This window comes from Gilliamella sp. LMG 34362, from assembly GCF_984569125.1.
In genome coordinates this window covers 465,172-491,142 of sequence record NZ_OZ474902.1, presented here as the reverse complement: position 1 = coordinate 491,142, position 25,971 = coordinate 465,172, and the positions used below count along the sequence as shown (strand labels likewise).

The 25,971-nt window shown below is 35.9% G+C and carries 21 protein-coding genes and 1 riboswitch; of the genes, 15 read left to right on the top strand and 6 right to left on the bottom strand.

Translation table 11 applies throughout. The features are described from left to right. Positions 1 to 118 precede the first annotated feature (118 nt). From AC5LWZ_RS02345 to gluQRS, 4 genes are all read left to right on the top strand, one after another. Entirely contained in the window at positions 119 to 1,294 is a 1,176-nt protein-coding gene (locus AC5LWZ_RS02345) for an amino acid aminotransferase (protein WP_493463911.1), read from the top strand. A gap of 259 nt (positions 1,295 to 1,553) precedes the next feature. Continuing rightward, positions 1,554 to 2,039: a 2-amino-4-hydroxy-6-hydroxymethyldihydropteridine diphosphokinase gene (folK, locus tag AC5LWZ_RS02340; RefSeq protein WP_198201776.1), complete on the top strand. Its 486-nt coding sequence runs from the start codon at positions 1,554 to 1,556 to the stop codon at positions 2,037 to 2,039. A 136-nt stretch (positions 2,040 to 2,175) separates the two neighbouring features. Continuing rightward, positions 2,176 to 2,631: an RNA polymerase-binding protein DksA gene (gene dksA / locus AC5LWZ_RS02335; RefSeq protein WP_110448602.1), complete on the top strand. Its 456-nt coding sequence runs from the start codon at positions 2,176 to 2,178 to the stop codon at positions 2,629 to 2,631. Between the two features lie 35 nt (positions 2,632 to 2,666). Further along, on the top strand, positions 2,667 to 3,557 hold the full coding sequence (gluQRS, locus tag AC5LWZ_RS02330) for a tRNA glutamyl-Q(34) synthetase GluQRS (RefSeq protein WP_294893018.1): 891 nt from the start codon (positions 2,667 to 2,669) through the stop codon (positions 3,555 to 3,557). On the opposite strand, the gene moaA is transcribed toward gluQRS, so the two are convergent. Next, positions 3,537 to 4,511, bottom strand: coding sequence for a GTP 3',8-cyclase MoaA (gene moaA / locus AC5LWZ_RS02325; protein WP_493463910.1), 975 nt, complete (start codon positions 4,509 to 4,511; stop codon positions 3,537 to 3,539). The genes gluQRS and moaA overlap by 21 nt on opposite strands. Further along, a riboswitch (molybdenum cofactor riboswitch) is annotated at positions 4,508 to 4,633 on the bottom strand. Its footprint overlaps the gene before it by 4 nt. A 407-nt stretch (positions 4,634 to 5,040) precedes the next feature. Between moaA and ppnN the strand changes: the two genes are divergently transcribed. Continuing rightward, positions 5,041 to 6,417 (top strand): nucleotide 5'-monophosphate nucleosidase PpnN, encoded by a 1,377-nt coding sequence (gene ppnN, locus AC5LWZ_RS02320; RefSeq protein WP_493463909.1) that lies wholly within the window; start codon positions 5,041 to 5,043, stop codon positions 6,415 to 6,417. A 94-nt stretch (positions 6,418 to 6,511) separates the two neighbouring features. Here ppnN and radA read toward each other — a convergent pair whose 3' ends face one another. The 3 genes from radA to AC5LWZ_RS02305 form a co-directional block, all read right to left on the bottom strand. Continuing rightward, on the bottom strand, positions 6,512 to 7,888 hold the full coding sequence (gene radA, locus AC5LWZ_RS02315; protein ID WP_294912630.1) for a DNA repair protein RadA: 1,377 nt from the start codon (positions 7,886 to 7,888) through the stop codon (positions 6,512 to 6,514). Between the two features lie 9 nt (positions 7,889 to 7,897). After that, positions 7,898 to 8,872, bottom strand: coding sequence for a phosphoserine phosphatase (gene serB / locus AC5LWZ_RS02310; protein WP_493463908.1), 975 nt, complete (start codon positions 8,870 to 8,872; stop codon positions 7,898 to 7,900). A gap of 199 nt (positions 8,873 to 9,071) precedes the next feature. Then, complete coding sequence (locus tag AC5LWZ_RS02305) at positions 9,072 to 9,413, bottom strand: winged helix-turn-helix transcriptional regulator (RefSeq protein ID WP_086362729.1); 342 nt, start codon at positions 9,411 to 9,413, stop codon at positions 9,072 to 9,074. Positions 9,414 to 9,524: 111 nt separating this feature from the next. Between AC5LWZ_RS02305 and AC5LWZ_RS02300 the strand changes: the two genes are divergently transcribed. Beyond that, a complete protein-coding gene (locus AC5LWZ_RS02300; protein WP_493463907.1) occupies positions 9,525 to 10,064 on the top strand; it encodes an NAD(P)H-dependent oxidoreductase in 540 nt (179 codons plus the stop codon). Positions 10,065 to 10,120: 56 nt separating this feature from the next. On the opposite strand, the gene rsmB is transcribed toward AC5LWZ_RS02300, so the two are convergent. After that, the gene (gene rsmB / locus AC5LWZ_RS02295; protein ID WP_493463906.1) at positions 10,121 to 11,410 is read right to left on the bottom strand and encodes a 16S rRNA (cytosine(967)-C(5))-methyltransferase RsmB; all 1,290 of its coding nucleotides are present in this window, start codon (positions 11,408 to 11,410) and stop codon (positions 10,121 to 10,123) included. A gap of 31 nt (positions 11,411 to 11,441) precedes the next feature. Next, a complete protein-coding gene (locus tag AC5LWZ_RS02290; RefSeq protein WP_493463905.1) occupies positions 11,442 to 12,785 on the bottom strand; it encodes a Na+/H+ antiporter family protein in 1,344 nt (447 codons plus the stop codon). A gap of 361 nt (positions 12,786 to 13,146) precedes the next feature. On the opposite strand from AC5LWZ_RS02290, the gene AC5LWZ_RS02285 reads away from it, so the two are divergent. The 9 genes from AC5LWZ_RS02285 to AC5LWZ_RS02245 all read left to right on the top strand — a co-directional run bounded on the left by AC5LWZ_RS02285 (position 13,147) and on the right by AC5LWZ_RS02245 (position 25,925). Continuing rightward, positions 13,147 to 14,019, top strand: coding sequence for a shikimate dehydrogenase (locus AC5LWZ_RS02285; protein ID WP_493463904.1), 873 nt, complete (start codon positions 13,147 to 13,149; stop codon positions 14,017 to 14,019). A 23-nt stretch (positions 14,020 to 14,042) separates the two neighbouring features. Beyond that, positions 14,043 to 14,807, top strand: a complete 765-nt coding sequence (aroD, locus tag AC5LWZ_RS02280) for a type I 3-dehydroquinate dehydratase (RefSeq protein WP_493463903.1) — start codon at positions 14,043 to 14,045, stop codon at positions 14,805 to 14,807. A 334-nt stretch (positions 14,808 to 15,141) separates the two neighbouring features. After that, a complete protein-coding gene (gene plsB / locus AC5LWZ_RS02275; protein WP_493463902.1) occupies positions 15,142 to 17,577 on the top strand; it encodes a glycerol-3-phosphate 1-O-acyltransferase PlsB in 2,436 nt (811 codons plus the stop codon). Between the two features lie 293 nt (positions 17,578 to 17,870). Beyond that, complete coding sequence (fdnG, locus tag AC5LWZ_RS02270) at positions 17,871 to 20,939, top strand: formate dehydrogenase-N subunit alpha (protein WP_493463901.1); 3,069 nt, start codon at positions 17,871 to 17,873, stop codon at positions 20,937 to 20,939. A gap of 15 nt (positions 20,940 to 20,954) precedes the next feature. Beyond that, positions 20,955 to 21,929: a formate dehydrogenase subunit beta gene (gene fdxH, locus AC5LWZ_RS02265; RefSeq protein WP_086358780.1), complete on the top strand. Its 975-nt coding sequence runs from the start codon at positions 20,955 to 20,957 to the stop codon at positions 21,927 to 21,929. Continuing rightward, positions 21,922 to 22,620, top strand: a complete 699-nt coding sequence (locus AC5LWZ_RS02260) for a formate dehydrogenase subunit gamma (protein WP_493463900.1) — start codon at positions 21,922 to 21,924, stop codon at positions 22,618 to 22,620. The genes fdxH and AC5LWZ_RS02260 overlap by 8 nt, the downstream gene beginning before the upstream one ends. Before the next feature lie 89 nt (positions 22,621 to 22,709). Beyond that, positions 22,710 to 23,618 (top strand): formate dehydrogenase accessory protein FdhE, encoded by a 909-nt coding sequence (gene fdhE, locus AC5LWZ_RS02255; RefSeq protein ID WP_110424358.1) that lies wholly within the window; start codon positions 22,710 to 22,712, stop codon positions 23,616 to 23,618. A gap of 118 nt (positions 23,619 to 23,736) precedes the next feature. After that, the gene (locus AC5LWZ_RS02250; RefSeq protein ID WP_065578409.1) at positions 23,737 to 24,699 is read left to right on the top strand and encodes an ABC transporter substrate-binding protein; all 963 of its coding nucleotides are present in this window, start codon (positions 23,737 to 23,739) and stop codon (positions 24,697 to 24,699) included. Positions 24,700 to 24,947: 248 nt separating this feature from the next. Then, positions 24,948 to 25,925 (top strand): ABC transporter substrate-binding protein, encoded by a 978-nt coding sequence (locus AC5LWZ_RS02245; protein WP_198201785.1) that lies wholly within the window; start codon positions 24,948 to 24,950, stop codon positions 25,923 to 25,925. Positions 25,926 to 25,971: the final 46 nt, after the last annotated feature.

Here is a 25,971-nt window from a genome sequence, read left to right as displayed (position 1 = left end):
CGATAATCACTAAGCTGTGGTACAAATGAGGTTCAAGTGCATTGTGGTTTACAAATTGTAACTTGCCAAACAATATGTATATAATGCAATAAGTGTCACTAAAAGAAATAGGTAACTTATGTTTGAATATTTATTAGCAGCACCAGCAGATCCTATTTTAGGCTTAGCGGATCTCTACAACAAGGATGAACGTACCAACAAAATTAATTTAAGTGTTGGTGTTTATAAAGATGAAACCACCAAAACACCTATTTTAGAAAGTGTAAAAAAAGCTGAGCATCTATTGCTAGATGATGAAACCACAAAAAGCTATTTACCCATTGATGGTGTTAATTCATTTAATATTGCCACTCAAGTTTTACTGTTCGGTAGTGAAAATCAACGAGCGAGAACTGCGCAAGCCCCTGGCGGAACCGGTGCATTACGCATTATGGCAGATTTTTTATCTCGCCGTACGAAAATAAAACGAGTTTGGATAAGCAATCCATCGTGGCCTAATCATCGTAGCGTATTTCAAACTGCGGGATTAGAAGTTCGAGAATACCGTTATTATGATGCTCAAACTCGAAGCCTAGATTTTGATGGTTTAATGAGTGATTTGAATCAAGTTATTGCCGGTGAAGCAGTGCTATTTCATGGTTGCTGCCATAACCCTACCGGTATCGATCCGACTCCAGAACAATGGCAAACAATTTCAGAGTTAGCCTTAAAAAATGGTTGGTTACCACTATTTGACCTCGCTTATCAAGGGTTTGGTCAAGGTATAGAAGAAGACGTATATGGACTTAGACTGTTTGCGAATAATCAACCTGAATTACTGATTGCTAGCTCTTACTCAAAAAGTTTCGGTTTATATAATGAGCGTGTTGGTGCATTCACTTTAATTGCAGCTGATAGCGAAATTGCCGATCGAGCATTTAGTCAGGTCAAAACTATTATCAGAGCCAACTACTCTAATCCTCCAGCTCATGGTGCTAAGATTGTCTCTTATATATTAAACAATGCTGAATTAAAAGAAGAGTGGATTGATGAATTAACTGGCATGCGTCAACGTATTCATCGTATGCGTCAACTATTTGTGAAAACGCTACAAGACAAAGGCGCTAACCAAGATTTTAGTTTTATTGCCAAACAAAATGGTATGTTTTCATTTAGTGGTTTAACTGAAGAACAAGTACTTAAATTGCGTAATGATTATAGTATTTATATTGTTAATTCAGGACGAATCAATGTTGCCGGAATGACTATCGATAATATGTCTAGACTTTGTGAATCAATTGTCGAAGTTTTATAGTATAAACTAAAATAACGTATATTCTTCATAATTGGATGTGTTTAAGGTTAAATTGAACCAAATTCACATCCAGTTTTAGTGAAAATATTATAAAAAAAATAATAAATAGATAGTTATAAAACTCACAAAAACTGCTCCTCAATTTTTTCAAAAATTTAATTGAAACATTATTCTATATTCTATTTCCTTTATTAGTTACTAACTTGTTTATATGCTAAAATATCACCATGTTTTAACATCACCTCAATTGAATCTAATTATGCCAATTTGTTATATTGCCTTAGGCAGTAATCTTAACGATCCATTAGAGCAAGCTAATCAAGCTATTGCGGCCTTAAAACAATTACCTGAAACAGTTGTTTCTGATATATCGCCATTTTATCGTAGCAAACCATTGGGGCCACAAGATCAAAATGATTATCTCAATGCAGTCATCAAATTAACCACGTCTCTGACACCAATAGCACTATTAGATCATTTACAAGCCATTGAAAAGTCACAAGGTAGAGTTCGTAAAGAAAATCGCTGGGGGGCAAGAACATTAGATTTAGATATATTGTTATATGATGACTTAGTTATAGATACAGAAAGGCTTACCATACCACACTATCATATGAAAAAGAGAGAATTTGTGCTTTATCCTTTATTTGATATTTCACCAGACCTAATATTACCTGATAACGATAACCTATTTAATTTATTAACAAAATGTCCCATGAATGGATTGAAAAAATGGCATGAATAATTAATCTTATTAATAACATATAGTTGTAAATTTTTATGGTCTAAATGCAAAAAAAATAATAAAAAAAATTTGCCAAAGGCTAAATTATTGCTATAGTTTACCGCTCGCAAATAATCTGTACTTAAGGGGGATTGCTGTGAAAAAGGAACAAAAAGTAAATACATCTTCTCTTAGCCTGCTTGCTATTGCTGGGCTTGAGCCTTATAAAGAGGCGAAAGATGAGGAGTACATGAATCCTAAGCAATTAAAACATTTCAAACTTATCTTAGAAGCATGGCTGTCACAGTTACAAGGTGAAATGGGTAAAACAGTTTCTCACATGCAAGATGAGGCTGCAAATTTCCCAGATCCGGCTGACCGTGCTACTCAAGAAGAAGAATTTAGCTTAGAATTAAGAGCGCGTGACAGAGAACGTAAATTAATCAAAAAAATTGAAAAGACATTAAAGAAAATTGAAATCGATGATTTTGGTTTTTGTGAATCATGCGGTGTTGAAATTGGTATTCGTCGTTTAGAAGCAAGACCGACAGCTGATCTATGTATCGATTGCAAAACATTAGCTGAACTTCGTGAAAAACAAATGGGTATGTAATTTCCATTTAAACTATTATTTTACTCAATACGCCCATGCAATATATTGGTCGTTTTGCACCCTCACCATCTGGACCATTGCATTTTGGTTCGTTGGTGACGGCTCTCGGTAGTTACCTACAAGCCAAAGCCAATTTTGGTAAATGGCTTGTTCGCATTGAAGATATTGACCCTCCACGAGAAGTCAAAGGCGCCTCATCCTTAATATTAAAAACATTAGAAGCTTTCGAACTGCATTGGGACGACCAAGTTTTATATCAATCAAATTGTAGTGAGCGTTATCGAGCCGTATTACAAACGCTTATTACTCAGCAAAAAGCTTATTATTGTGATTGTACCAGACAAAGGATCCATAATCTTAGCAATGGGATATATGATGGCTTTTGTCGTGATCGACAGTTAGCATCAACTAACCAACAACAATGTGCTATTCGATTAAAGCAAAGTCAGCCAGTTTTTTCTTTCGATGATAAAATTCGTGGTCAACAAACTGTTGATCCAGCCAATGCTCAAGAGGATCTTATTATTCATCGCAAAGATGGGCTATTTGCTTATAATTTAGTTGTAGTATTAGATGATAATTATCAAGGAATAACTGAAATTGTTCGAGGAGCAGATCTACTACCCGTTACAGCTAAACAAATTTCGCTTTATCGATTATTTAATTTTACTATTCCTAATTACTGCCATTTACCATTGGCTTTAGATAATCATGGTAATAAGCTGTCAAAACAAAACCATGCTAGCCCTATTGATAGTAAAAATACGAATTTATTAACTGCACAAGCATTACAGTTTTTAGGTCAGCAATTACCGGAAAGCTGGCAAGATGCCTCACAAAAACAGTTATTAGATTGGGCAATAACTCACTGGAAAATTAACCAAATACCGAAACAAAACCAAGTGTTAACCACCGATATAAGATAAATTAGGTGTGATGCCTAGATTATGCTCATGTAATAAATGTTTTTCTGGTTTTATTAATAGTGAAGCTAACACGCGTGCTTTAAGTTGTGCTTTCTGTTCTGGACTGTTTAGCAAATCCCGTAAATCAACAGCTGCATCACCAAAAAGGCAATAATGTAATTTACCAAGCGATGAAACCCGTAATCGGTTGCAACTTTTACAAAAATCCTGCGAATAAGGCATAATTAGACCAATTTTACCCTGATAATCACTATGAGCATAAACTTTCGCTGGGCCAGATAATGCCTCTTTTGCTTGTAATTGCCAACCTTGTTCAACAAGTTGAGACTCCATCGCTTGACCAGCTAAATGAAAATGATTAAATAATTGACGGCTTTCGGTTGTTTCCATTAGTTCAATAAAACGTAATTCTACTGGTCGGTGTTTAATCCAAGCTAAATAATCACTCAGATGATCATTCATATTTTTCATTAGAACGGTATTAATTTTGACTTTCTCAATACCAACATCTAATGATTTTTCAACTCCTTGCATTAACTCTTGGAGTTTGTCTTGGCCAGTTATTCGTTTAAAAATATAAGGAGAAAAACTATCAATACTAATATTAATGGCATTAAGCCCAGCTTGTTGCCAATAATGGACATTTTTTAATAATCGTGAGCCATTGGTCGTAATTGCCAATTGTTTAATACTTGGATAAGCCGAAATAATTGACAAAATATCCATAAAATCTCGACGCAAAGTCGGTTCACCACCAGTTAAGCGAATTTTATGCACACCAAGTTCGGTAAATGTTGATATGACATTATCAATTTCATTTAACGATAAAAATTTATGATCTTTATTAGGTCGATACCCATTAGGTAAACAATACTGACATTGAAAGTTACATAGTTCAGTAATTGATAAACGCAAATATTGAAAGCGACGCTGATAATTATCCACTAATTGCATATATATAATAAACACCTTATCCAAATCGGGAAGCATAGCCATTTCTGTGCTATACCGCGGCTAAATTACCATATGAATAATATTATCACTTAGGCAAATCAGCTTCAGAGTTTAGTTTAGTCTAGCATAGCGTTTATTTTTTGACTATGAACAATTATTTAATATCAATCTAATAAAAAACAATTTATTTTTATCTAACATTCAACATAGTTATTACTATACTCAGTAGCGATAATGCTAAGCCAATCAGGTAATGTCCTTGTTTAGCTGGCTCTAGCCGTAAAAAAAATCTGTTTTCATTGATAACACACTTATTTAATAACTAAAATTGCGATAATTTTTTACTACAATGATATTTAAATCATTGGTTAATGTAATATTGAAAAATTCAATTTGAAAAAATAGTTACATATTTTCATGTTAAATTAATTTAATTGATAAATTAGGTTATTATCAGCTTTACTTATTTTTTATTCTGTTTGAATATATAATGATTTTTTGTCGATAAAACCGTCAAATGGAGGTTGTAATGATTACCCATATTAGTCCATTAGGATCAATGGATTTACTTGCCCAAGCAGAAGTCGATATTCTGAAAAAGTCAGCAAATAGTGAACTATACCAATTATTTAGAAATTGTTCACTAGCCACACTAAATGCAGGTAGCAAAACTGATAATACTCAAGAATTATTGGATAGATTTAAATCTTTCGAAATTAACGTTATCAGCAAAGAACGAGGGGTCAAATTAGAGCTTATTGATGCTCCTGAAACCGCATTTGTCGACAAAAAAATTATTCGCTCCATTCAAGCCAATCTATTTGCGGTGTTGCGTGATATCCTGTTTTTAAATAGCCAAATTAGTGCAATTAAACATTTGGTGCCTAATGATAAACTAGAAAAAGAACACTCCTATTACATCACCAATCTTGTTTTCTCAATTTTACGTAATGCCAATGCTTTACATGTGGGTGAAGAACCTAATTTAATTGTCTGTTGGGGTGGGCATTCCATTAACGAAAGTGAATATTATTATGCTCGTCAGGTTGGTATGCAGTTAGGGCTACGCGAACTCAATATCTGCACTGGCTGTGGACCGGGTATTATGGAAGCACCAATGAAAGGGGCTGCAGTTGGTCACGCTCAACAAAGGATCAAAGATAGTCGCTTTATTGGTATGACCGAACCATCCATTATTGCCGCAGAGCCACCAAATGCACTGGTTAATGAACTTATTATTATGCCGGATATTGAAAAAAGACTTGAAGCCTTTGTGCGTATGGCGCACGGTATTGTTATCTTTCCTGGAGGCCCTGGTACCGCAGAAGAATTGCTTTATATTTTGGGGATAATGCTCAATCCTGCTAATAAAAATCAAACTTTACCAATTATTTTAACTGGTCCCAAAGAGTGTGAAGATTATTTTACTGCAATTGACCAATTTATCCGCAACACCTTAGGAGAAGAAGCAACTAAACTGTATGAAATTATCATTGATTCGCCAGAACAAGTCGCTCGCATCATGAAACATGGCGTCAAACAGGTTAAATCATCACGTTTAGCGACTGGAGATGCTTACGGATTTAACTGGTTACTTAAAATTGATGAATCATTACAGCATCCATTTGAACCAACTCATGAAAATATGGCATCACTTAATCTACATAAAAATCAACCTGTTGAAATGTTAGCAGCTGACTTACGTCGAGCTTTCTCAGGTATTGTAGCCGGTAATGTTAAAGAATTCGGTATGAAGCAAATTGCCGAACATGGACGCTATAAATTACAAGGCGATCCAGAAATTATGAAACAATTAGATAATTTACTGCTTAGCTATGTGAAACAAGACCGTATGAAGCTACCTGGAGGTAGTGCTTACCAACCTTGTTATGAAATTTGTTATTAACGCTAAAATTAAATAACTTCTTTTCCGCCGATAGTTAAATTCTAAGACTAAATTGCAGAATTAAATCGGCGGAATATTTTCAGCAAGAAAAACGCTACAAATCACTTAAAATATCTAGTGCTTCAGATACTTTCTTAACCGCAAAGATCTGCATATTTTCTGGTTTCTTTTTCGGCATATTGGCAATAGGTACTATCGCTTTTTTAAAGCCATGTTTAGCCGCTTCTGAAATACGCTCTTGGCCACTTGGTACCGGTCTGATTTCACCACCTAATCCTATTTCACCAAAGATTACCACATCTTGTGGTAAAGGACGATTACGGAAACTCGATACCAATGCGGCAATTAATGCTAGATCAGCGCTCGTTTCAGTCACTTTTACCCCACCGACAACATTAACAAAAATATCCTGATCGGCCATTTGTAAACCACCATGACGATGTAAAACAGCCAATAACAGTGCCAATCGGTTCTGATCAAGTCCGACAGTTACTCGTCTTGGATTACCATAAACAGAGTGATCAACTAACGCTTGGATCTCAACTAATAATGGCCGAGTGCCTTCCCACAGCACCATTACTGAACTACCTGATAACATCTCTTCACCACGACTTAAAAAGATTGCTGATGGATTACTAACCTCTTTCAAGCCTTGTTCGGTCATGGCAAACACACCAAGCTCATTTACGGCACCAAAACGATTTTTATGGCTACGCAAAGTACGGAATCGAGAATCTGCATCGCCATCAAGTAAAATCGAGCAGTCAATACAGTGTTCAAGCACTTTAGGGCCTGCCAGTGAACCATCTTTAGTCACATGGCCAACCATAATAATGGCAATTCCTTTGGTTTTGGCAAAACGAGTTAAATAAGCTGCTGTTTCTCGAACTTGTGCCACACTGCCTGGCGAAGATTGGATATCAGCAAGATGCATCACTTGAATTGAATCGATAACCATTAATTTTGGTTGAGATTGTTCGGCCAGTAAACAAATCTGCTCGATACTGGTTTCAGACAACATATTAATATTATCAGTAGGTAAACCTAAACGATAGGCACGCATTGCCACTTGTTGCAATGACTCTTCACCAGTAACATAGAGTGTATTCATTTGTGCAGACAATTTACTCATTGTTTGCAATAACAAAGTACTTTTACCGGCACCAGGATTACCACCAATTAAGATAGCACTACCTGGTACCACGCCACCGCCAAGTACGCGGTCAAATTCAGAAAATCCAGTTGAAAATCGAGGTAAGGCCTCTAAACTAATCTCAGATAGTTTTTGGATCTTAGTTTGCCCTGCACCACCAGCATAACCGGTTAATCGATCATTGCGTGATGAGGTACTAGCTAACCTCACTTCAGTAATAGTATTCCAAGCATGGCAAGCACTACATTGACCTTGCCAACGAGGATAATCGGCGCCACAATCATTACATACATAAGCGCGCTTTACTGTTTTGGCCAAATTTTTCTCCTAACCTTCACTTAATAAACTGGTAGATAGAATGCACCATAAACCAGTTAAATCAGCATAATTGATACTAATTCTTGCTTTTTCAACGACTTTCGGCTTGCCGTGATAAGCAACTCCAAGTCCGGCAATTCGAATCATCATTAAATCATTAGCGCCATCGCCAATTGCAACCGTTTGTTCAATCGGAATATCTAAAGAAGCGGCCAATTGTTGTAGCGTTCGCGCTTTATATTTAGCATCAACAATTTGCCCTATCACTTTACCAGTTAACTGGCCTTTTTTAATTTCTAACTCATTGGCATGAGCAGCAACCAGTTTCAACTTCTGTTTTAAATGGTCAGCAAAATAGGTAAATCCACCAGAAACAATAGCAACATGCCAATTTTTTTTATGTAGCTCTTTAACTAAATAAATTAATCCCGGCGTTAGCGGTAGTGTTTTTTTTACTTGCTCTAAAATATCTTGTGGAGCACCAGTTAACGTCGCCACGCGTTTGCGTAAGCTGGAGGCAAAATCAAGTTCACCTCGCATAGCAAGTTCAGTAACTGCAGCAACTTGTTCACCCACACCTTGTAGCTTTGCCAACTCATCAATACATTCAATACCAATAGCTGTTGAATCCATATCCATAACCAATAGGCCAGGAGAATGTAAGGTTGGTAAATTATCGATTGGTGCAACATCAATCCCTAAGCTTAACGAAATCGATTTGGCTTTTTTCGGCATTACCCCTGCAATACGTACAATTTGATAGGTTTTAATTTTCCATGAAGAAACCACAACCATCGGCATTGCTAGCTGTCTTTGAAATTTTGACAGCAAGGTTTTATTTAACTTTTTACCATAAATAATCCAACCGGTTTTTCCGGCATTGTAATCTAATGGGACTACTTCACAACCATTTAAAGATAAAGGTAAACCTTGCCAATATTGTATATTTTCAGGGAGATCACTATAGGTTAATGTGTAAGCCATATTTCGAGAGTCTTAAAAGTGCAAAACAGATTCGGAATTTACCATATCTGCCAAAGATTGTCCAAGTAACGATGATAAGATGTTATTGATTAAATTTTATCGCTTAAAAAACCCCGTTCCTCAAAATTTTTTGAGTAAGAATTTAATTCATCATTAATCATTGCAAATCAACTAACAATTAAAAAGACAAAAATGACAACTAAACTCCTTCACCCCATAAACAGAGTTGTTCAAGCGCGGGACCAACTTTTTCACCAAGTGGAGTTAGTTTATATAACACTTTAAGTGGTGGTTTTTGGCCATAAACACGGCGAATAATAAGCCCATCTTGTTCCAATTTTTTAAGTTGAATGCTTAATGTCATATCGGTAACTTCTGGAATCAATATCTTTAACTCACTAAATCGTTTTTCCCCTGAAAGTAAATAATAAAGGATTACACCTTTCCATTTTCCACCAATTAAATCCATTGCTAAACTTATTGGGCAATAATAAGTTTTATTGTTATAGCGTTTTGACGGTCGTTCTTCACCACTTTGCATACATATTCCTAACTATACTATCAAGTTTGATAGATATTGCTTAAAAAATATTTGTCAATAAACTAAATAGAGTAACTCAATTTTTTATAGTATAAAAACAAAGGAAATTTTATGCCATTAATTATTTTAGCTCATCCTAATATTGAACAATCAACAGCCAATAAAACTATTGTTGAAACCTTACAAAATGAAGTTAAAGATCTTGAAGTTCGAAATATTCATCAGCTTTATCCAAACTATCAAATTAATGTGCAAGAAGAACAAACCGCATTGCTAAGACACGAGCTAATCATTTTACAATACCCGATGTATTGGTTTAATATGCCAGCGATCCTAAAATTATGGTTTGATGAAGTATTTACTTATCAATTTGCCTATGGTTCAAAAGGCGATAAATTAAAAGATAAAAAATTACTAACCAGTTTAACTATCGGACAAGTTGAGAAAAATTATAGTGATTATGACCCTAATATAATCGATCATCTACATCAACCAGTAAAACTATCTGCACTTTATAGCCAAATGCAATACCTAACACCAGTTGTTTTATATGGGGTATCACCAGTAACCGCTGAGCCAAATGAAATAAAGGCCAAAGCAATACAACATAGTGAAAAATTAGTTACAATGATTGAAAAATATAAACAATAGAATAATGGTGATGATTTATATTTGCATAATAAATCATCAAACATTATTACTAATAACTATTCTTTCCTTAATACAGCATAGAAAAAACCATCACCAGCCAATTCAGTCGGTAAAAACTGCCTAAGTTCTCCCTGCTGTTTGGCGTTGGGGGTTTGTTGTAAAAAACGGGCGATTTGTAACTTATTCTCCTCTGGCAATACCGAGCAAGTGGCATAAACTAAAGTGCCACCAGCTTTTAAATAAGGCCAGATACGTGTCAAAATAGCATATTGTAGTTCGGTGAGCTGAGCGATATCGCTATCACGTCGTAACCATTTTATATCAGGATGACGACGAATAACCCCGGTAGCCGAACACGGAGCATCAAGCAAGATGCGATCAAACTGACGCCCATCACACCACTTTTCAGGAGTTAAACCATCACCAACTTTGACTTGTGCATGTTGTTTTAGGCGTGTTAAATTTTCATCAATTCGTTTAACGCGGTTGGCATCAACATCTACAGCTAATACATTAGCTGTTGGCGCAAGTTCTAAAATATGGGTGGTTTTACCGCCAGGAGCGGCACACATATCTAAAATTTGCTCACCATTTTTAGGTGCTAATAGATAAGCCGCATATTGTGCTGATAAATCTTGTACTGTTACCGCTCCTTCAGCAAAAAACGGTAATTTAGTCACATTTACCGCCGTAGTTAAACGAATAGCACAGGGGATATCAGCAAAAGACTCGGAAGCAATCTGTTGTTTTTCAAGTAATTGTTGGTATTCACTAACCGAATAATGGTTAAGATTAACTCGTAACCACATAGGTGGTTTCTGATTATTCGCATTAACAATTGCTTGCCACTGCTCTGGATAAGCTGATTTTAAACGATTTAATAACCAACTAGGATGTAAGGTCTGACTAATTTGTTGTTTACTATCTTGCTGAAATTTTTGTTTTAATGATGCCTGTTGGCGTAAAAATTCACGTAAAACGCCATTAATCACACCTTTTAATTGCGTTTTTTTTAAATCATTAACCGCACCAACTGTTTCCCCTACAGCGGCATGTTCAGGAATTCGAGTATAAAGAATTTGGTACAATCCAGTTAACAATAAGTAATGTAAAATTCTATTTTTCCCAGTTAAGACCTTACTCATTAAGTTATGAATATAGAAATCCAGTTCAGGTAGCACTCGTATTACACCAAAACAGATCTCTTGCACTAGTGCTTTGTCTTTATCAGCAACTTGATGATTCAAAGAAGCTAAAGCCGTACTAAGTGATTGTCCTTCTTCAAGTACCGCAAAGATAGCTTTTGCACAAAACGCACGAATATTTTGGTATGGCTTTTTATTCATAACTAATAATAACCTTAATTCTTTTGATTGTTTAAAGAATCAATGATCCCACCCATCCAGCAATAAATAACGGAATATTGAAATGGGTAAAAGTTGGAATAACACTGTCTCTGATATGGTCATGCTGTCCATCACTATTTAAACCAGCAGATGTGGCTAAAATAGTATCTGAAGGTGGTGAGCCAGCATCACCGATAGCTCCTGATGCACCAATTAAACAAACTGTCGCAATTGGTGAAAATCCTAATTGAACGCATAACGGAACATAAATTGCCGCAATAATTGGAACAGTAGAAAATGACGAGCCAATTCCCAACGTAATGACCAAACCAACTAACATCATCATGAAAGAGGCCACGACTTTGTTACCAGCAAATAACGATGCACTATTAATGACTAAAGGTTCTATTTCATGCGTCTGTTTTAATACTTCGGCAAACCCTTGCGCAGATATCATCACAAAACCAATCATTGCCATCATTTTGATACCATCGGTGAAGATTCCGTCCGCTTCGCCCCATTTGATTGAACCTGAAACAATAAAGCAAATAAAACCAATTAACGCACCTAATATCATCGATCCAGTACAAAGTTGCACGGTGAAAGAAAGAACAATCGCTAATAATGAGATAATAAGTGAACGAGCACTTACATTACTAAACTGTTCGGCATGACTCTCTTCACGGATAAGTTCATACTGTCTCGGTTTACGATAACTGACAAAAATAGCCCATAGTAAACCAACAAACATACCGAAAGCAGGAATAGCCATAGCATGCATGACATTAACATGACTAACATCCATTCCAGACGAAATAATATTTTTTAACAAAATTTGATTTAGAAAGATATTACCGAATCCGACCGGTAAAAACATATATGGCGTAATCAAACCAAATGTCATAATACACGCAATCATTCGTCTATCTAGTTGTAATCTCGACATCACATATAAAAGTGGTGGAATTAAAAGCGGAATAAAGGCGATATGAATTGGAATAATATTCTGTGAGGAAATACTAACTAACCCGATAATAATAAGTAATAACCATTTAATTCGTGTTTTGGCATCATTAGTAGTTAATTGTTTAATGGCTTTATCAGCTAATAATTCTGGTAATCCTGATTTAGAAATAGCCACGGCAAACGCACCTAACATAGCATAAGATAAGGCAATATTAGCCCCGTTACTAATACCTGTATTAAAAGCGTCTATGGTTTCTTTTAGGGTTAGATGACTGCATAAACCACCTGCAAATGCACCAATAATTAAGCTAATTACCACATGAACTCGGCAAAGCGAAAGCACTAACATTAAAATAACAGCAACAACAACTGCATTTACTGAGGAAAACAGCTCAAGAATAGTATTCATAAATAGATTCTTCGTAGCGAGATAAAGGTGGTTATTCTAGGCGATAGCTATTTAAAGTGCAATTGTTAGTATACGCTTACTCGCATAAAGCCTTTTTTAATCACCAATTAACTGACCATGTTAAAATGTGAATCAATAAAACAAATAATATTGTTATATCTTTAGGTTGTAGCACACTTAATCTCGTGTCATTATAAAAACAATAGCAAAACTGAAATTACAATTAAATAATTATCCTATTGGATTAAAAAAGCTAAGGTCTAAATTGCCAGCTTTTTGGCTAAACAAAGTTAATATATACAAACATCATGGTATATGATCAGTTTTGGACAAAATTTAGATTAGTTACGGAGAATTTCAAATGAGAAGTAATATTGATGGTCATTTTCTATTGATTGGTTTAATGGCTTATCCGATTCGTCATAGTTTGTCACCGCAAATGCAAAATACCATTTACTCTAAATTAAATATTCCATTTATTTATTTAGCATTTGAAGTCGATCAACCAAAGCTACTCGATGCAATAAAAGGTTTACGAGCACTTGGGTTACGAGGTAGTGCTATTTCAATGCCCAATAAACAACTTGTTTGCCAATACCTTGATAAATTAACACCTGCGGTAGAAATGAGTGGTGCCTGTAATACGATTTCAAATGATAATGGCGTATTGACCGGTTATAACACTGACGGCATTGGTTATATGCGTATGCTAGCAGAAGCTGGCATTAATATGCTAGATAAAAAAATAACCGTTCTCGGTGCCGGGGGTGCGGCAACCGCAATTGCCGTACAAGCAGCTCTTGATGGTGTAAAAGAAATTGCTATTTTTAATCAGAAAGATGAGTGCTATACAAAGATAGAATCGGTAATAAAAAAATTAAATGAACAGACAAAATGTAAAGTACATATTACCGATCTAGCTGATGAGAATGAGCTAAGAAAACAAATTGCTGATAGCGATGTACTTTGTAATGCCACTGGTGTAGGAATGAAACCATTAGAAAGTCAAAGTTTAATTACCGATCCAACAATCTTGCGATCAGATCTCGTTGTTACAGATTGTATTTATAGCCCACGCAAAACTAAGCTATTAGAAATGGCCGAACAACAAGGATGTAAAACACTCAATGGCATCGGTATGATGCTATGGCAAGGAGCGGCACAAATAAAAATTTGGACAGGCGAAGATGCACCAATTGATTATGTCAAAGAACAAATGGGATTTAATGATTAATTTTGTGGTGAACAGGAAATAAAATGAATATAGTAACAGTTAAACAGCTTGAGATAGGTAAAGGTACTCCAAAAATAATTGTGCCAATTATTGGGAAAACCGAAGATGAACTCATTGATGAGGTAAAGTTTTTACAAACTATTGATTTTGACGTTTTAGAATGGCGAGTTGACCACTTTACGCAAGTTGATAATATTGATGCAGTCAAATCCATAGCACAAAAAATAGCGACCTTATTGCCCAATAAACCAATTTTATTTACTTTCCGTACCGCAAATGAAGGTGGCGTAAAACCATGGCCATTAGATGCTTATATACAGCTAAATAAAGCAATGGCAAGTAGTGGCTTAGTTGATTTAATTGATGTTGAAGTCTTTATTGGCGATGACAATGTAAAAGCAATTATCGATATTGCCCATAAAAATAGCGTATTCGTGGTTGCCTCAAACCATGACTTTGAAAAAACACCATCACAAAGTGATATTGTGTATCGATTAAGAAAAATGCAAGACTTAGGTGCAGATATTCCTAAAATTGCCGTGATGCCACAAAATACTAATGATGTATTAACATTACTTGCCGCAACCAGCGAAATGAATGAAAAATTTGCTACACAACCAATTATTACCATGTCAATGGCCGGTCTTGGTGCAATCAGCCGCATTGCAGGGACAACCTTTGGTTCAGCCATGACATTTGGTGCCGCCAAAAACGCCTCAGCTCCAGGTCAACTCGATGTTAAACAATTACGTTACATTTTAGATGTAATGTATCAAAGCAAAGCTTGATAATAGACTGATGCCATCACGATTTAAACTGGATTGTGATGGCTAGTTTTCGCTCATTAATACAACCATTGTGATAACTTAATTTCAATAAACTATATAGTGTTGCTATTAATATGTCTTTATAATGGGTAGGCATAGGCATCTATAAATTAAAACAATCTAGCTGAAAGATTATGCAAATTAACTAACAGTTAGACAATAACACATATATACTTGGATTAATGTTTATTGTTAAAAAGTAAAATAACAATATAAATTTGCAATTTATGCATCGACAAGTCAGTCGATAAACGAATGGCTAACAATGATTTAATTATATAATTAGCCACAAAATATGAGGTTTATTTTTATGTTTTCTTGGTGGACAAAAGTTTATTTTTCACTAATTCAGATCCCTGTTAAGCTTTTTGTTAAAAGTAAACCAATTCCTACCGATCCTATTACTGAATTGGATCTCGATATCCATCGACCAATTTTGTATGTGCTACCTTATAATTCGCAAATTGACTTAATGGTAGTGAGATCACTTTGTCTTAAATATGATTTGCCAGATCCTTTACTAGGCATTGATATTAATGGTAATACTATTCCTGCTTATATTTATATTGATAAAGGGCCGGGTATTTTTGCGTCTAAAAAACAAAAAAATAAATCAATTGAAATTTTAAGGGAATATATCTCTGCGCATCAACAAAATGATGAACTAGATGTGCAAATGTTACCAGTTTCCGTTATGTTCGGGCGAAAACCAGATAAAGAAGGTAAAAAAATGCCTTCACTACAAGTTTTGGGCGCAACGTATAAACTTTATAAAATCTTAATTTCTGGCCGCGACTGTTATACTCGATTCTCTCGAACGGTATCATTTAAAAATATTAAGGTTGACGATAATCAAGATATCTCTGTTTTAGCCCACAAACTTGCTCGAGTCGCACGCATACACTTTGCCAAACAAAGGGCTGCCTCTGTTGGTCCGAAGTTACCTATTCGTCAGGAGATGCTTAACAAATTACTTACTAATCCTGCCCTTGCCGAAGCTATACAAGAAGAAGCTAAAAGCAAAAAAATAGATCAGGATAAAGCCAAAAAGAATGCCCTATCATTATTAAACGAAATTGCAGCTAATTTTTCTTACCGCATGCTTAGAGTGACCGATTTTGTTCTGACTTGGGCATGGAATAGACTTTATCAAGGTTTAAAAGTTACCAATGCTGACCCAGTTCGAGAATTAGCTGAAAATGGCCATGAAATTGTCTATGCGCCATGTCATCGTAGTCATATGGATTACTTATTACTATCCTATGTACTTTATCGACAAGGACTGGTGCCACCACATATTGCCGCAGGAATTAATTTAAACTTCTGGCCAGCAGGCCCTATTTTTAGACGCTTAGGGGCATTTTTTATTCGCCGTTCATTTAAAGGTAATAAACTTTATACCGCTGTATTTCGAGAGTATTTAGCTGAGTTATTTATTCGAGGTTATGCGGTCGAGTATTTCATCGAGGGTGGTCGATCACGCACAGGTAGGTTACTTGATCCTAAAACAGGAATGTTAATGATGACAGTCCAGACTTTATTGCGCGGTGATCCTCGTCCAATTACAATAGTTCCTGTTTATATTGGTTATGAACATGTTTTAGAAGTTGCCACTTATGCCAATGAACTTCGTGGTGCAAAAAAAGAAAAAGAGAGCTTGTGGCGTACAATTAAAGCATTTTTAAAATTGAAAAAATTAGGCTTTGGTTATGTTAACTTTGGTGATCCTATCCCTTTAAATCAATTTTTAAATCAACAAATTCCCGATTGGCGAGATGCGATTGATCCAACAGGAACACAACGCCCTAGCTGGTTAACACCCACAGCTAACCTGCTGGCTACACAAATAATGGAACACATAAATTCATCTGCTGCAATTAATGCGATGAATTTATGTTGTTCAATATTGTTAGCTGCTGACCAATGTACATTAACCAAAGTAAAATTATTAGAAAATATTGATTATCTCTTAAAATTATTAAAAAACATTCCTTATTCCAACTTAATTACCATTCCTGATCAAACTGCTGAACAGATGTTCGAACATGCTAAAGAAATGGGCAAATTTGTCATTACCACGGATGAAGTTGGTGAAATGGTAGGTTTAACAGCCGATCAAGCAGTATTGATGACCTATTATCGTAATAACATTCAGCATTTACTGATCATTCCAGCAATTGTCGCGCGAATTTTGCTTAAAAATAACCGTATTTCGCTTGATGAAGTACTTATGCAAGTCAAACTGCTGTTCCCATTAATAAAATCAGAACTATTTTTATATCACAATGATGAACAACTAACTGAGTATGTGAATAAAATTATTGCAACTTATGCTGAATTGAATCTAATCAGTTACACGCCAGACAAATTAACCTTGAACTACTTAAAAATGTCAGGTTTACAGCTATTGGCATCATCCTCAAAAGATACATTACAACGCTATGTCATTGCATTTTCATTATTGCAAAAAGATCCAACCATCAGCCGAGCAAGTTTGGAAAAAGAAGGGCGATTAATAGCAGAACGTTTATCGATACTTCATGGTATTAATGCACCAGAATTTTTCGATAAAGGCGTCTTTTCAACATTGGTTGCTTCACTAAGAGAACAAGGTTATTTAGATGATAAAGGTGATGCTAATTTAGCGAAAATCGAAATCATGAATAAAATTCTTAAACCTCTTATTACCACCCGTGTAATGCAAACCATCGACGAAATTAATCCAAAATAATAAATTGGTTAAGGCTTACTTGATTATTATCAGTAAGCCAAATATACTGCATTTATAATCATTAATTTAAACAATTTTTTCACTTAATTAATTTCACTAACAATATATTTATATCTAAATAAAACCCTAAAACAATTAAATAGCAAACGCTATTTTTGACATATATCAAACTTTTGAATATTTATCCCTTTATTTCCATTCAATTAAATATTATCATTACAATTAATAAGGATGTTTATCCATTCCAACATAACAATCTAAATAATGTAATGTCAGCTTTTTAAGGAGTTCATATGCTATTTAACCGTAGACAGTTCTTTAAGATCTGTGCTGGTGGCATGGCAGGAACCACAGTAGCTACGCTGGGTCTTGCCCCGAGCATAGCTCTTGCACAAACTCGCCAATATAAATTATTAAAATCAAAAGAGACGCGAAACAATTGTACTTACTGCTCCGTTGGATGTGGAATGCTCCTCTATAGCCGAGGAGATGGAGCAAAAAATGCCGAATCATCTATTTTTCATATCGAAGGTGACCCTGACCATCCTGTTAGCCGTGGCTCTCTTTGTCCGAAAGGAGCTGGAGTACTTGATTATATTAAAAGCGAACAACGGGTTAAATATCCTGAATATCGTGCTCCTGGTTCTGATAAATGGCAACGGATTAGTTGGGATGAAGCAATTGATCGCATTGCACGACTCATGAAAGCTGACCGAGATAAAAACTTTCAAGAAAAAAATGCACAAGGTACGACAGTTAATCGCTGGACAACAACCGGCTGGTTGGTAACCTCAGCAGCGAGTAATGAAACAGGTTGGTTAGCATTTAAAGTTGCTCGTTCATTAGGAATGTTAAGCCTTGAAACCCAAGCTAGGGTTTGTCATGGTCCTTCTGTTTCTAGCTTAGCTGCGACATTCGGTCGAGGCGCGATGACCAATAATTGGAATGATATCAAAAATGCTAATGTGGTTATCGTTATGGGGGGTAATGCTGCTGAAGCCCATCCGGTTGGATTTAAATGGGCTATTGAAGCTAAAATTACTAACGGTGCAGAACTGATTGCAATTGATCCACGTTTTCATCGAACTGCCTCCGTCGCCGATCATTATGTACCAATTCGTGCTGGTTCTGACATTGCTTTTTTACTTGGCATTATTAACTACCTTATCTCACATAACGAAGTAAACTTTGAATATCTAGTTACCCACTCTAATGCCAGTTTAATTGTCCGTGATGATTTTAACTTCGATACAAATAGTGGTTTATTTAGTGGTTATGATGCCGCTAACCGCCAATACGATCAAACCAGCTGGGCATATCAAAAAGATGAAAATGGTTATGCATTAAGAGATAAAACACTAAGTCATCCACGTTGTGTATGGAATTTATTAAAACAACACGTTAGTCGTTATACACCAGAAGTGGTGAATCAAATAACCGGTAGTCCAATAGACGGTTTTTTACATGTTTGTCGATCTCTTGCTAGTACCAAAACCAATGATCGTGCAGCAACTTTTCTATATGCTTTAGGTTGGACTCAACATACTTATGGTTCGCAAATTATTCGTACCGCGGCAATGATTCAATTGATTCTTGGTAATATTGGTGTCATGGGTGGCGGTATAAATGCGCTTCGCGGTCACTCCAATATTCAAGGATTAACAGATGTTGGTTTACTGTCTAATCGTTTGCCTGCTTATCTTGACTTACCAAAAGAATCGCAAACTTCACTTGAGCAATATCTAACAGAAAAAACCCCTATACCACTCGGTCCAAATGAGGTCAATTTTTGGGGTAATTACCCGAAATTCTTTGTTAGCTTTATGAAAGCGATGTACGGCGAGAATGCCACTCAAGATAACAATTGGGGATTTGATTGGTTACCAAAATGGGATAAAACCTATGATGTTTTAAGATTCAGCAAAATGATGCGTGATGGTCAAGCTAATGGTTTTATTTGCCAAGGTTTCAACCCATTAGCAGCACTGCCTGATAAAAACAGTATCCGTGATGGATTATCTAAGCTTAAATTTTTAGTTAGCATTGATCCAATGCCAACCGAAACCGCCGAGTTTTGGAAAAATCATGGCGAATCCAACGATGTTGATCCAAGCAAAATTCAAACAGAGGTATTTAGGCTTCCGGCTAACTGCTTTGCTGAAGAAAACGGAACAATTGTTAACTCATCACGTTTATTACAATGGCACTGGGCAGCAGCAAGACCACCTTACGAATCACTTTATGATCCAGAGATTATTGCCCGCATTTACTTAAGAATTAAAGAGCTTTATGAACAAGATGGTGGTGCTTATCACGAACCAATTAACAATTTAAGCTGGGATTATCTAGATCCAGAAGGTCCATCGGCTGAAGAACTAGCTAAAGAGTGTAATGGTCGAGCATTAACTAACTTAACTGATGATAATGGCAATATTATTTTGAAGAAAGGCCAACTATTAAGTGGTTTTTCACAATTAAAAGCTGACGGCTCTACCTCATCAGGAATCTGGATATTCTGTGGTTCTTGGACTGAACAAGGTAACCTAATGGCACGCCGAGATCCTAGTGATCCATCCGGTAAAGGTATCCATGCTGGCTGGGCATGGGCATGGCCAATGAATCGACGAGTGCTGTATAACCGCGCCTCTGCCGACGAAAATGGTAAACCATGGGATCCAAATCGAGTATTAATCAAGTGGAACGGTACAAATTGGGATGGTAATGATATCGCTGACTTTACAGGTACATTATCACCAAACTCTGGTGCCGGTGCATTTATCATGAATAATGATGGTTTAGGTGGATTATTCTGCTTAAATCGTTTGGTTGATGGCCCATTCCCTGAACATTATGAGCCATTTGAAACACCAATTTCCAATAATCCAATGCATCCTAAACAGGTGAATAATCCTGTTGCTAGAGCATTTAAAGAAGATCTTGCACGTTTGGGTAAAGCAGACGAGTTTCCTTATGTCGGCACAACTTATAGTATCACTGAACATTTCCATTTCTGGACTCAACATGCAAGACTAGCATCAATAACACAGCCAGAACAATTTATTGAATTAAGTGAAAATCTTGCCAATAAGAAAGGCATAAAATTAGGCGATACGGTAAAAGTTACCTCATATCGAGGTTATATCAAAGCGAAAGCAGTTGTGACAAAACGTTTACCAACTTTGACTGTTGATGGTAAAGAAATCGAAACCATAGGAATTCCAATTGTATGGGGATTCACTGGTCAAACGAAAAAAGGCTTTTTGGTTAATGAATTAACACCTCATTTAGGTGATGCTAATTCACAAACACCAGAATATAAATCTTTTTTAGTTAATATCGAAAAAGTTACTACAGCGGCATAAGAGGGAGGATAAATTATGTCATTACAAACTCAAGATATTATTCGCCGCTCAGCAACTAACGCTTTAACCCCTGCACCTCGTGTACGAGATTATCAGCAGGAAGTTGCCAAGTTAATTGATGTAACTACCTGTATCGGTTGTAAAGCTTGCCAAGTCGCTTGTAGCGAATGGAATGATCTGCGTGCCGAAATAGGTAATAGCGTCGGTGTTTATGACAACCCAGCGGACTTAGAACCTAAAGCATGGACCGTTATGCGCTATTCAGAAGTTGAAATTAATGGCAAATTTGAATGGCTTATTCGTAAAGATGGTTGTATGCACTGTTCTGATCCTGGCTGTCTAAAAGCGTGTCCGTCGGAAGGGGCGATTATTCAATACGCTAATGGTATTGTTGATTTTCAATCGGAACACTGTATTGGATGTGGATATTGTGTGGCCGGCTGTCCATTTAATATTCCTAGAATCAGTAAAGAAGATAATCACTCTTATAAATGTACCTTATGTGTTGATCGCGTTGCAGTTGGCCAAGAGCCAGCCTGTGTAAAAACGTGCCCAACGGGAGCGATTCATTTTGGCACCAAACAAGATATGATTCGTCATGCCGAGCATCGAATTACTGATTTGAAAAAACGTGGATTTGAACACGCTGGTCTCTATAATCCAGAAGGTGTGGGTGGCACACATGTTATGTATGTTTTACATCATGCCGATCAACCTGAACTTTATCATGGCTTACCAAAAGACCCACAAATTAGTGAAATTGTTAAATTCTGGAAAGGTGCTTGGAAGCCACTATCCGCAGCGGCTTTTGTCGCTACTTTTGGTGGATTGCTGTTCCATTATATGGGTGTCGGTGCTATTGAAGTCGATGAAGAAGATATAGAACATGAAAAAGAAGCAGATAAACAAGCAAGAAAACGTTTAGGATTGCCTATTTTTGGCCGAAAAAATACGCCTAATTCGTCGCAAACGGAGGCTCATCATGAATAAAAAAGGAATGATATTAAGAACACCACTTATTGTACGTTTCTGTCATTGGTGTATGGTCTGTTTGTTTATTCTAACGGCACTATCTGGTTTGTCCCTGTTTTTTCCATCCATTAAGCTATTTGGATTTTTTCTTGGTACACCACAACTAGTTAGAGCGTTGCATCCAATCATTGGTTGTGTCGTATTCGTTTTATTAATGTTTATGTTTATAAAACTCGCACATCATAATATTCCAAATAAAAATGATCTGTTATGGATTAAAAACTTTAAACACGTCATTATGGGTAAAGAAGAAGGTATTCCGATCGGTAAATATAATGTTGGTCAGAAATTTCTATTCTGGTGCATTATGAGTCTGATCTTTGTATTATTTGTCACAGGCTTAATTATGTGGCGTCGCTATGTTTCCGATTATTTCCCAATTCAAATAGTCCGTATTGCCATATTTTTACATTCTTTTGCAGCTATATGTCTTATTTTATTAGCCATTGGGCATGCTTATATGGCACTTTGGGTAAAAGGTTCAATAAAAGGTATGATAACTGGCTATGTTTCTCGAGCTTGGGCGCTTAAAAATCATTCATCATGGTACGAAGAAGAAATGAAAAAAGTTTATCAGCAAGAACTTAATGCCGAAAGTGAAACTAAGGTTGAACAATCACCGCAAACTGAGCAAAAACCTGCTTTATAAAGTCTAATAGTAGATCTGCTGATATTAATCAGCAGATTAGCTAAATGGCTAAATCAATTCTGGATAAAACCTCAAAGTGGTAATCAATAATGAGTATAAAAATCATTTCGCAAGAACAACTCGAACAACAAAATATAAGCTCAGTAATTAGGCAGATCCCATTGCTATTTTATCCATCAACGAAAACACTTTATATTCACCGCGCGGCACGTTTAAAAACTTTAGCCGAAAATAACCCATTAAGCGATTATTTACTATTTTGTGCAAAAATAGCAGAGCAACAAGCCAAATTAATTAACCAACAAAACACTATTGAAGCACCAAATTTACTCAATAATGACTTAGCGCCATTAAGTTTAGAGAATTTACCATTAAATGATATTTGGCAAGATTATTTATCTGAACTATTAAATTCTTTTTCCGATACCAGCGAACAAATCGATGCCGTAATTCAACGATTAAAACAAAATAATCCTGAACAACTTCAAGAAAAAGCAATTAGTTTACTACAAGGTAAATTTGATCTAGTCGAAGGCAACGAATCTATATTTATTTGGTCTGCATTATCGGTTTATTACAGTCAACTGGCTAATCAAATTAAAGGAAAAGCAGTCGCTGAAAATACTGATCAAAGTTGGCTATGCCCTGTTTGTAATAGCCTACCGGTTGCTAGTGTGATTCAACTTGGCGGTAATAATGGTTTAAGATACCTTCATTGTAGTTTGTGTGAAAGCGAATGGTATGTACCACGGGTAAAATGTACTTGTTGCGATAATATGCAAGATATCCAATATTTCTCATTAGATAACGAAATGGCAGCAATAAAAACTGAATGTTGTGATGCCTGTCATAGCTATCTGAAAATTTTAGATCAAGATAAAGATCCTCACATAGAAGTTATTGCCGATGATGTAGCATCATTAATCTTAGATATAAAAACAGAAGAAGAAGGATTCGCAAAAAGTGGGATAAACCCATTTGTTTTTGCACAAAAATAAAATTTTCAATTAGGAACATTTTATCTTTTTATAATAATTAATTATAAAAATATTACTTAACATTTTAAATTATTAAGACTAAAATAATATCACTGTACTAGTTTATGAGTTCTTGATAATGAAACGTTATTTATTATTGATAGTGATGTTAGTAATTACATCATTTTCCTGTTTAGCTGATACCATAAAAAATGTTGCGATAACAGCAATTGTTGAACATCCTTCATTAGATCAAATCCGTGATGGGGTAAAAGACGAGTTAATCGCAAGTGGTTTTAAATTGAATGAAAACTTACAGGTACAATATCGAAGTGCCCAAGGTAGTAGTGCTACAGCCGCACAAATTGCACGCCAATTTGTCGCAGCTAAACCTGATGTTATCGTCGCTATAGCGACACCAAGTGCCCAAGCAACGGTTGCCGCGACCAAACAAATCCCAGTCGTCTTTGCTGGAATTACCGATCCAATTGCAGCTAAATTAATCAAAAACTGGGAACCAACACATAACAATGTTACAGGCGTTTCAGATTATCAAGAAATAGGCCCTCAAATTGAGTTTATGAAGAAAATTGTACCTAATGTAAAAGCTGTAGGTTATATTTATAGTCCTAGTGAAATTAACTCAACTGTAGTGCTAAAAAACCTACAACAGCAACTTAGCCAACAAAATATATCATTAATAGCGGTACCTGCTCAACGTACCGCAGATATCTCAACTGCGGCCAATACACTTAAAGGAAAAGTTGATCTTATTTATACGACAACAGATAACAATGTTGTTTCGGCTTATGAATCACTAGTTAAATTTGCCAACGAAAATAAAATACCTCTGTTAGCATCATTCCCCGATGCAATTGAACGTGGTGCAGTTGCCGCTTATGGTATGAGTTATTACGATGTTGGCCGCCAATCAGGCAAACTTGTGGTAAGAGTTTTAAATGGTGAAGCACCAGGAAATATTACGCCAGAAATAGGTCAAGCATTACGTTTGGTGGTCAATATTGATGCCGCTAAGAAGCAAGGCATTGATTTATCAGCAGATGTTATCGAATCAGCCTATAAAGTTATCGGTCAAAAATAAATCCTTATCTTAAATAATCATCAAATCCCTTGCTCATTGAAATGAGCAAGGTTTTAAAAACCCCTCTCCTCAAAAATTATTACTATCGTTTATTGGTAAATAACGCATTTATTTCGACAAAAATAACACAAACTGTAACAAATAATTTACACATATACTTTCTTTTAACTATAGAAAATTGTCCGATTTTGCTTTATAGTAAGCAAATATTTAGATTGAATGTAAAATAAATATTACAGGAGTAGCAAATGCGAAATTCAATAATCAAACTTTTTATGTTACTCAGTTTATCCGCAGTAACATTTTTTTCATCTGCAGATAATAAAACCGAACAAAAATTTGTTGCTATCACCGCTATTGTCGAACATCCTGCCTTAGATAATGTCCGTAAAGGTGTTGAAGATGAGTTAAAAGATAATGGCTATATTGCTGGTGAAAACCTAAAATTGCAATTTGCTAGTGCCCAAGGTAGTAGCGCTAATGCTGCCCAAATCGCTAAACAATTTGTTGCCAATAAACCAGATGCTATCGTAGGGATTGCTACACCAAGTACCCAAGCGTTAGTTGCTACCACTAAATTAATCCCTATCGTTTTTACTGCTGTAACGGATCCAGTTGCAGCTAAATTGACGCCAAGTTGGGAAGCATCTAAAACAAATGTAACCGGGGTTTCCGATGCTTTATCATTAGAATCACAAATCGATATGATGTTAAAAATCAAACCAGATGCAAAAAATATCGGTTATGTTTACAGTCCTAGTGAAGTTAATTCAACAATTGTACTTAAAGAATTACAAGTTGCACTTGAAAAACGTGGCATGAAAATCATCGCTGCACCAGCACAACGAACCTCTGACATTTCAACTGCAGCAAGAAGTTTAAAAGGAAAAGTTGATCTGATTTATACAACAACCGATAATAACGTCGTTTCGGCCTACGAAGCTTTAGCTAAAGTTGCCAATGAAAACAAAATTCCACTAGTAGCATCTGATCCTGATTCAGCTGAACGAGGAGCGATTGCCGCTTTAGGAATGAGTTATTATGATCTTGGCCGTCAAGCTGGTAAAATTGTTATTCGAATTCTTAACGGTGAAAAACCAGGTGATATTGCACCACAAGTTGGCAATATCACACAGTTAACAATTAATAAGAAAGCGGCTGAACGTCAGGGTGTAACGCTATCGGAAGAAGTATTAAAATCAGCGGCAAAAGTTGTCGAAAAATAATTTAAATCGTTTTAATAACTAAACCGCCAAATTTGGCGGTTACTTT

Excerpts from the sequence above, each read along its gene's own strand:
- AC5LWZ_RS02345 (WP_493463911.1), top strand. The coding sequence starts at position 119 with ATGTTTGAATATTTATTAGCAGCACCAGCAGATCCTATTTTAGGCTTA.
- folK (WP_198201776.1), top strand. The coding sequence starts at position 1,554 with ATGCCAATTTGTTATATTGCCTTAGGCAGTAATCTTAACGATCCATTA.
- gluQRS (WP_294893018.1), top strand. The coding sequence starts at position 2,667 with ATGCAATATATTGGTCGTTTTGCACCCTCACCATCTGGACCATTGCAT.
- moaA (WP_493463910.1), bottom strand. The coding sequence starts at position 4,511 with ATGCAATTAGTGGATAATTATCAGCGTCGCTTTCAATATTTGCGTTTA.
- ppnN (WP_493463909.1), top strand. The coding sequence starts at position 5,041 with ATGATTACCCATATTAGTCCATTAGGATCAATGGATTTACTTGCCCAA.
- serB (WP_493463908.1), bottom strand. The coding sequence starts at position 8,872 with ATGGCTTACACATTAACCTATAGTGATCTCCCTGAAAATATACAATAT.
- AC5LWZ_RS02305 (WP_086362729.1), bottom strand. The coding sequence starts at position 9,413 with ATGCAAAGTGGTGAAGAACGACCGTCAAAACGCTATAACAATAAAACT.
- AC5LWZ_RS02300 (WP_493463907.1), top strand. The coding sequence starts at position 9,525 with ATGCCATTAATTATTTTAGCTCATCCTAATATTGAACAATCAACAGCC.
- rsmB (WP_493463906.1), bottom strand. The coding sequence starts at position 11,410 with ATGAATAAAAAGCCATACCAAAATATTCGTGCGTTTTGTGCAAAAGCT.
- AC5LWZ_RS02290 (WP_493463905.1), bottom strand. The coding sequence starts at position 12,785 with ATGAATACTATTCTTGAGCTGTTTTCCTCAGTAAATGCAGTTGTTGTT.
- AC5LWZ_RS02285 (WP_493463904.1), top strand. The coding sequence starts at position 13,147 with ATGAGAAGTAATATTGATGGTCATTTTCTATTGATTGGTTTAATGGCT.
- aroD (WP_493463903.1), top strand. The coding sequence starts at position 14,043 with ATGAATATAGTAACAGTTAAACAGCTTGAGATAGGTAAAGGTACTCCA.
- plsB (WP_493463902.1), top strand. The coding sequence starts at position 15,142 with ATGAGGTTTATTTTTATGTTTTCTTGGTGGACAAAAGTTTATTTTTCA.
- fdnG (WP_493463901.1), top strand. The coding sequence starts at position 17,871 with ATGCTATTTAACCGTAGACAGTTCTTTAAGATCTGTGCTGGTGGCATG.
- fdxH (WP_086358780.1), top strand. The coding sequence starts at position 20,955 with ATGTCATTACAAACTCAAGATATTATTCGCCGCTCAGCAACTAACGCT.
- AC5LWZ_RS02260 (WP_493463900.1), top strand. The coding sequence starts at position 21,922 with ATGAATAAAAAAGGAATGATATTAAGAACACCACTTATTGTACGTTTC.
- fdhE (WP_110424358.1), top strand. The coding sequence starts at position 22,710 with ATGAGTATAAAAATCATTTCGCAAGAACAACTCGAACAACAAAATATA.
- AC5LWZ_RS02250 (WP_065578409.1), top strand. The coding sequence starts at position 23,737 with ATGAAACGTTATTTATTATTGATAGTGATGTTAGTAATTACATCATTT.
- AC5LWZ_RS02245 (WP_198201785.1), top strand. The coding sequence starts at position 24,948 with ATGCGAAATTCAATAATCAAACTTTTTATGTTACTCAGTTTATCCGCA.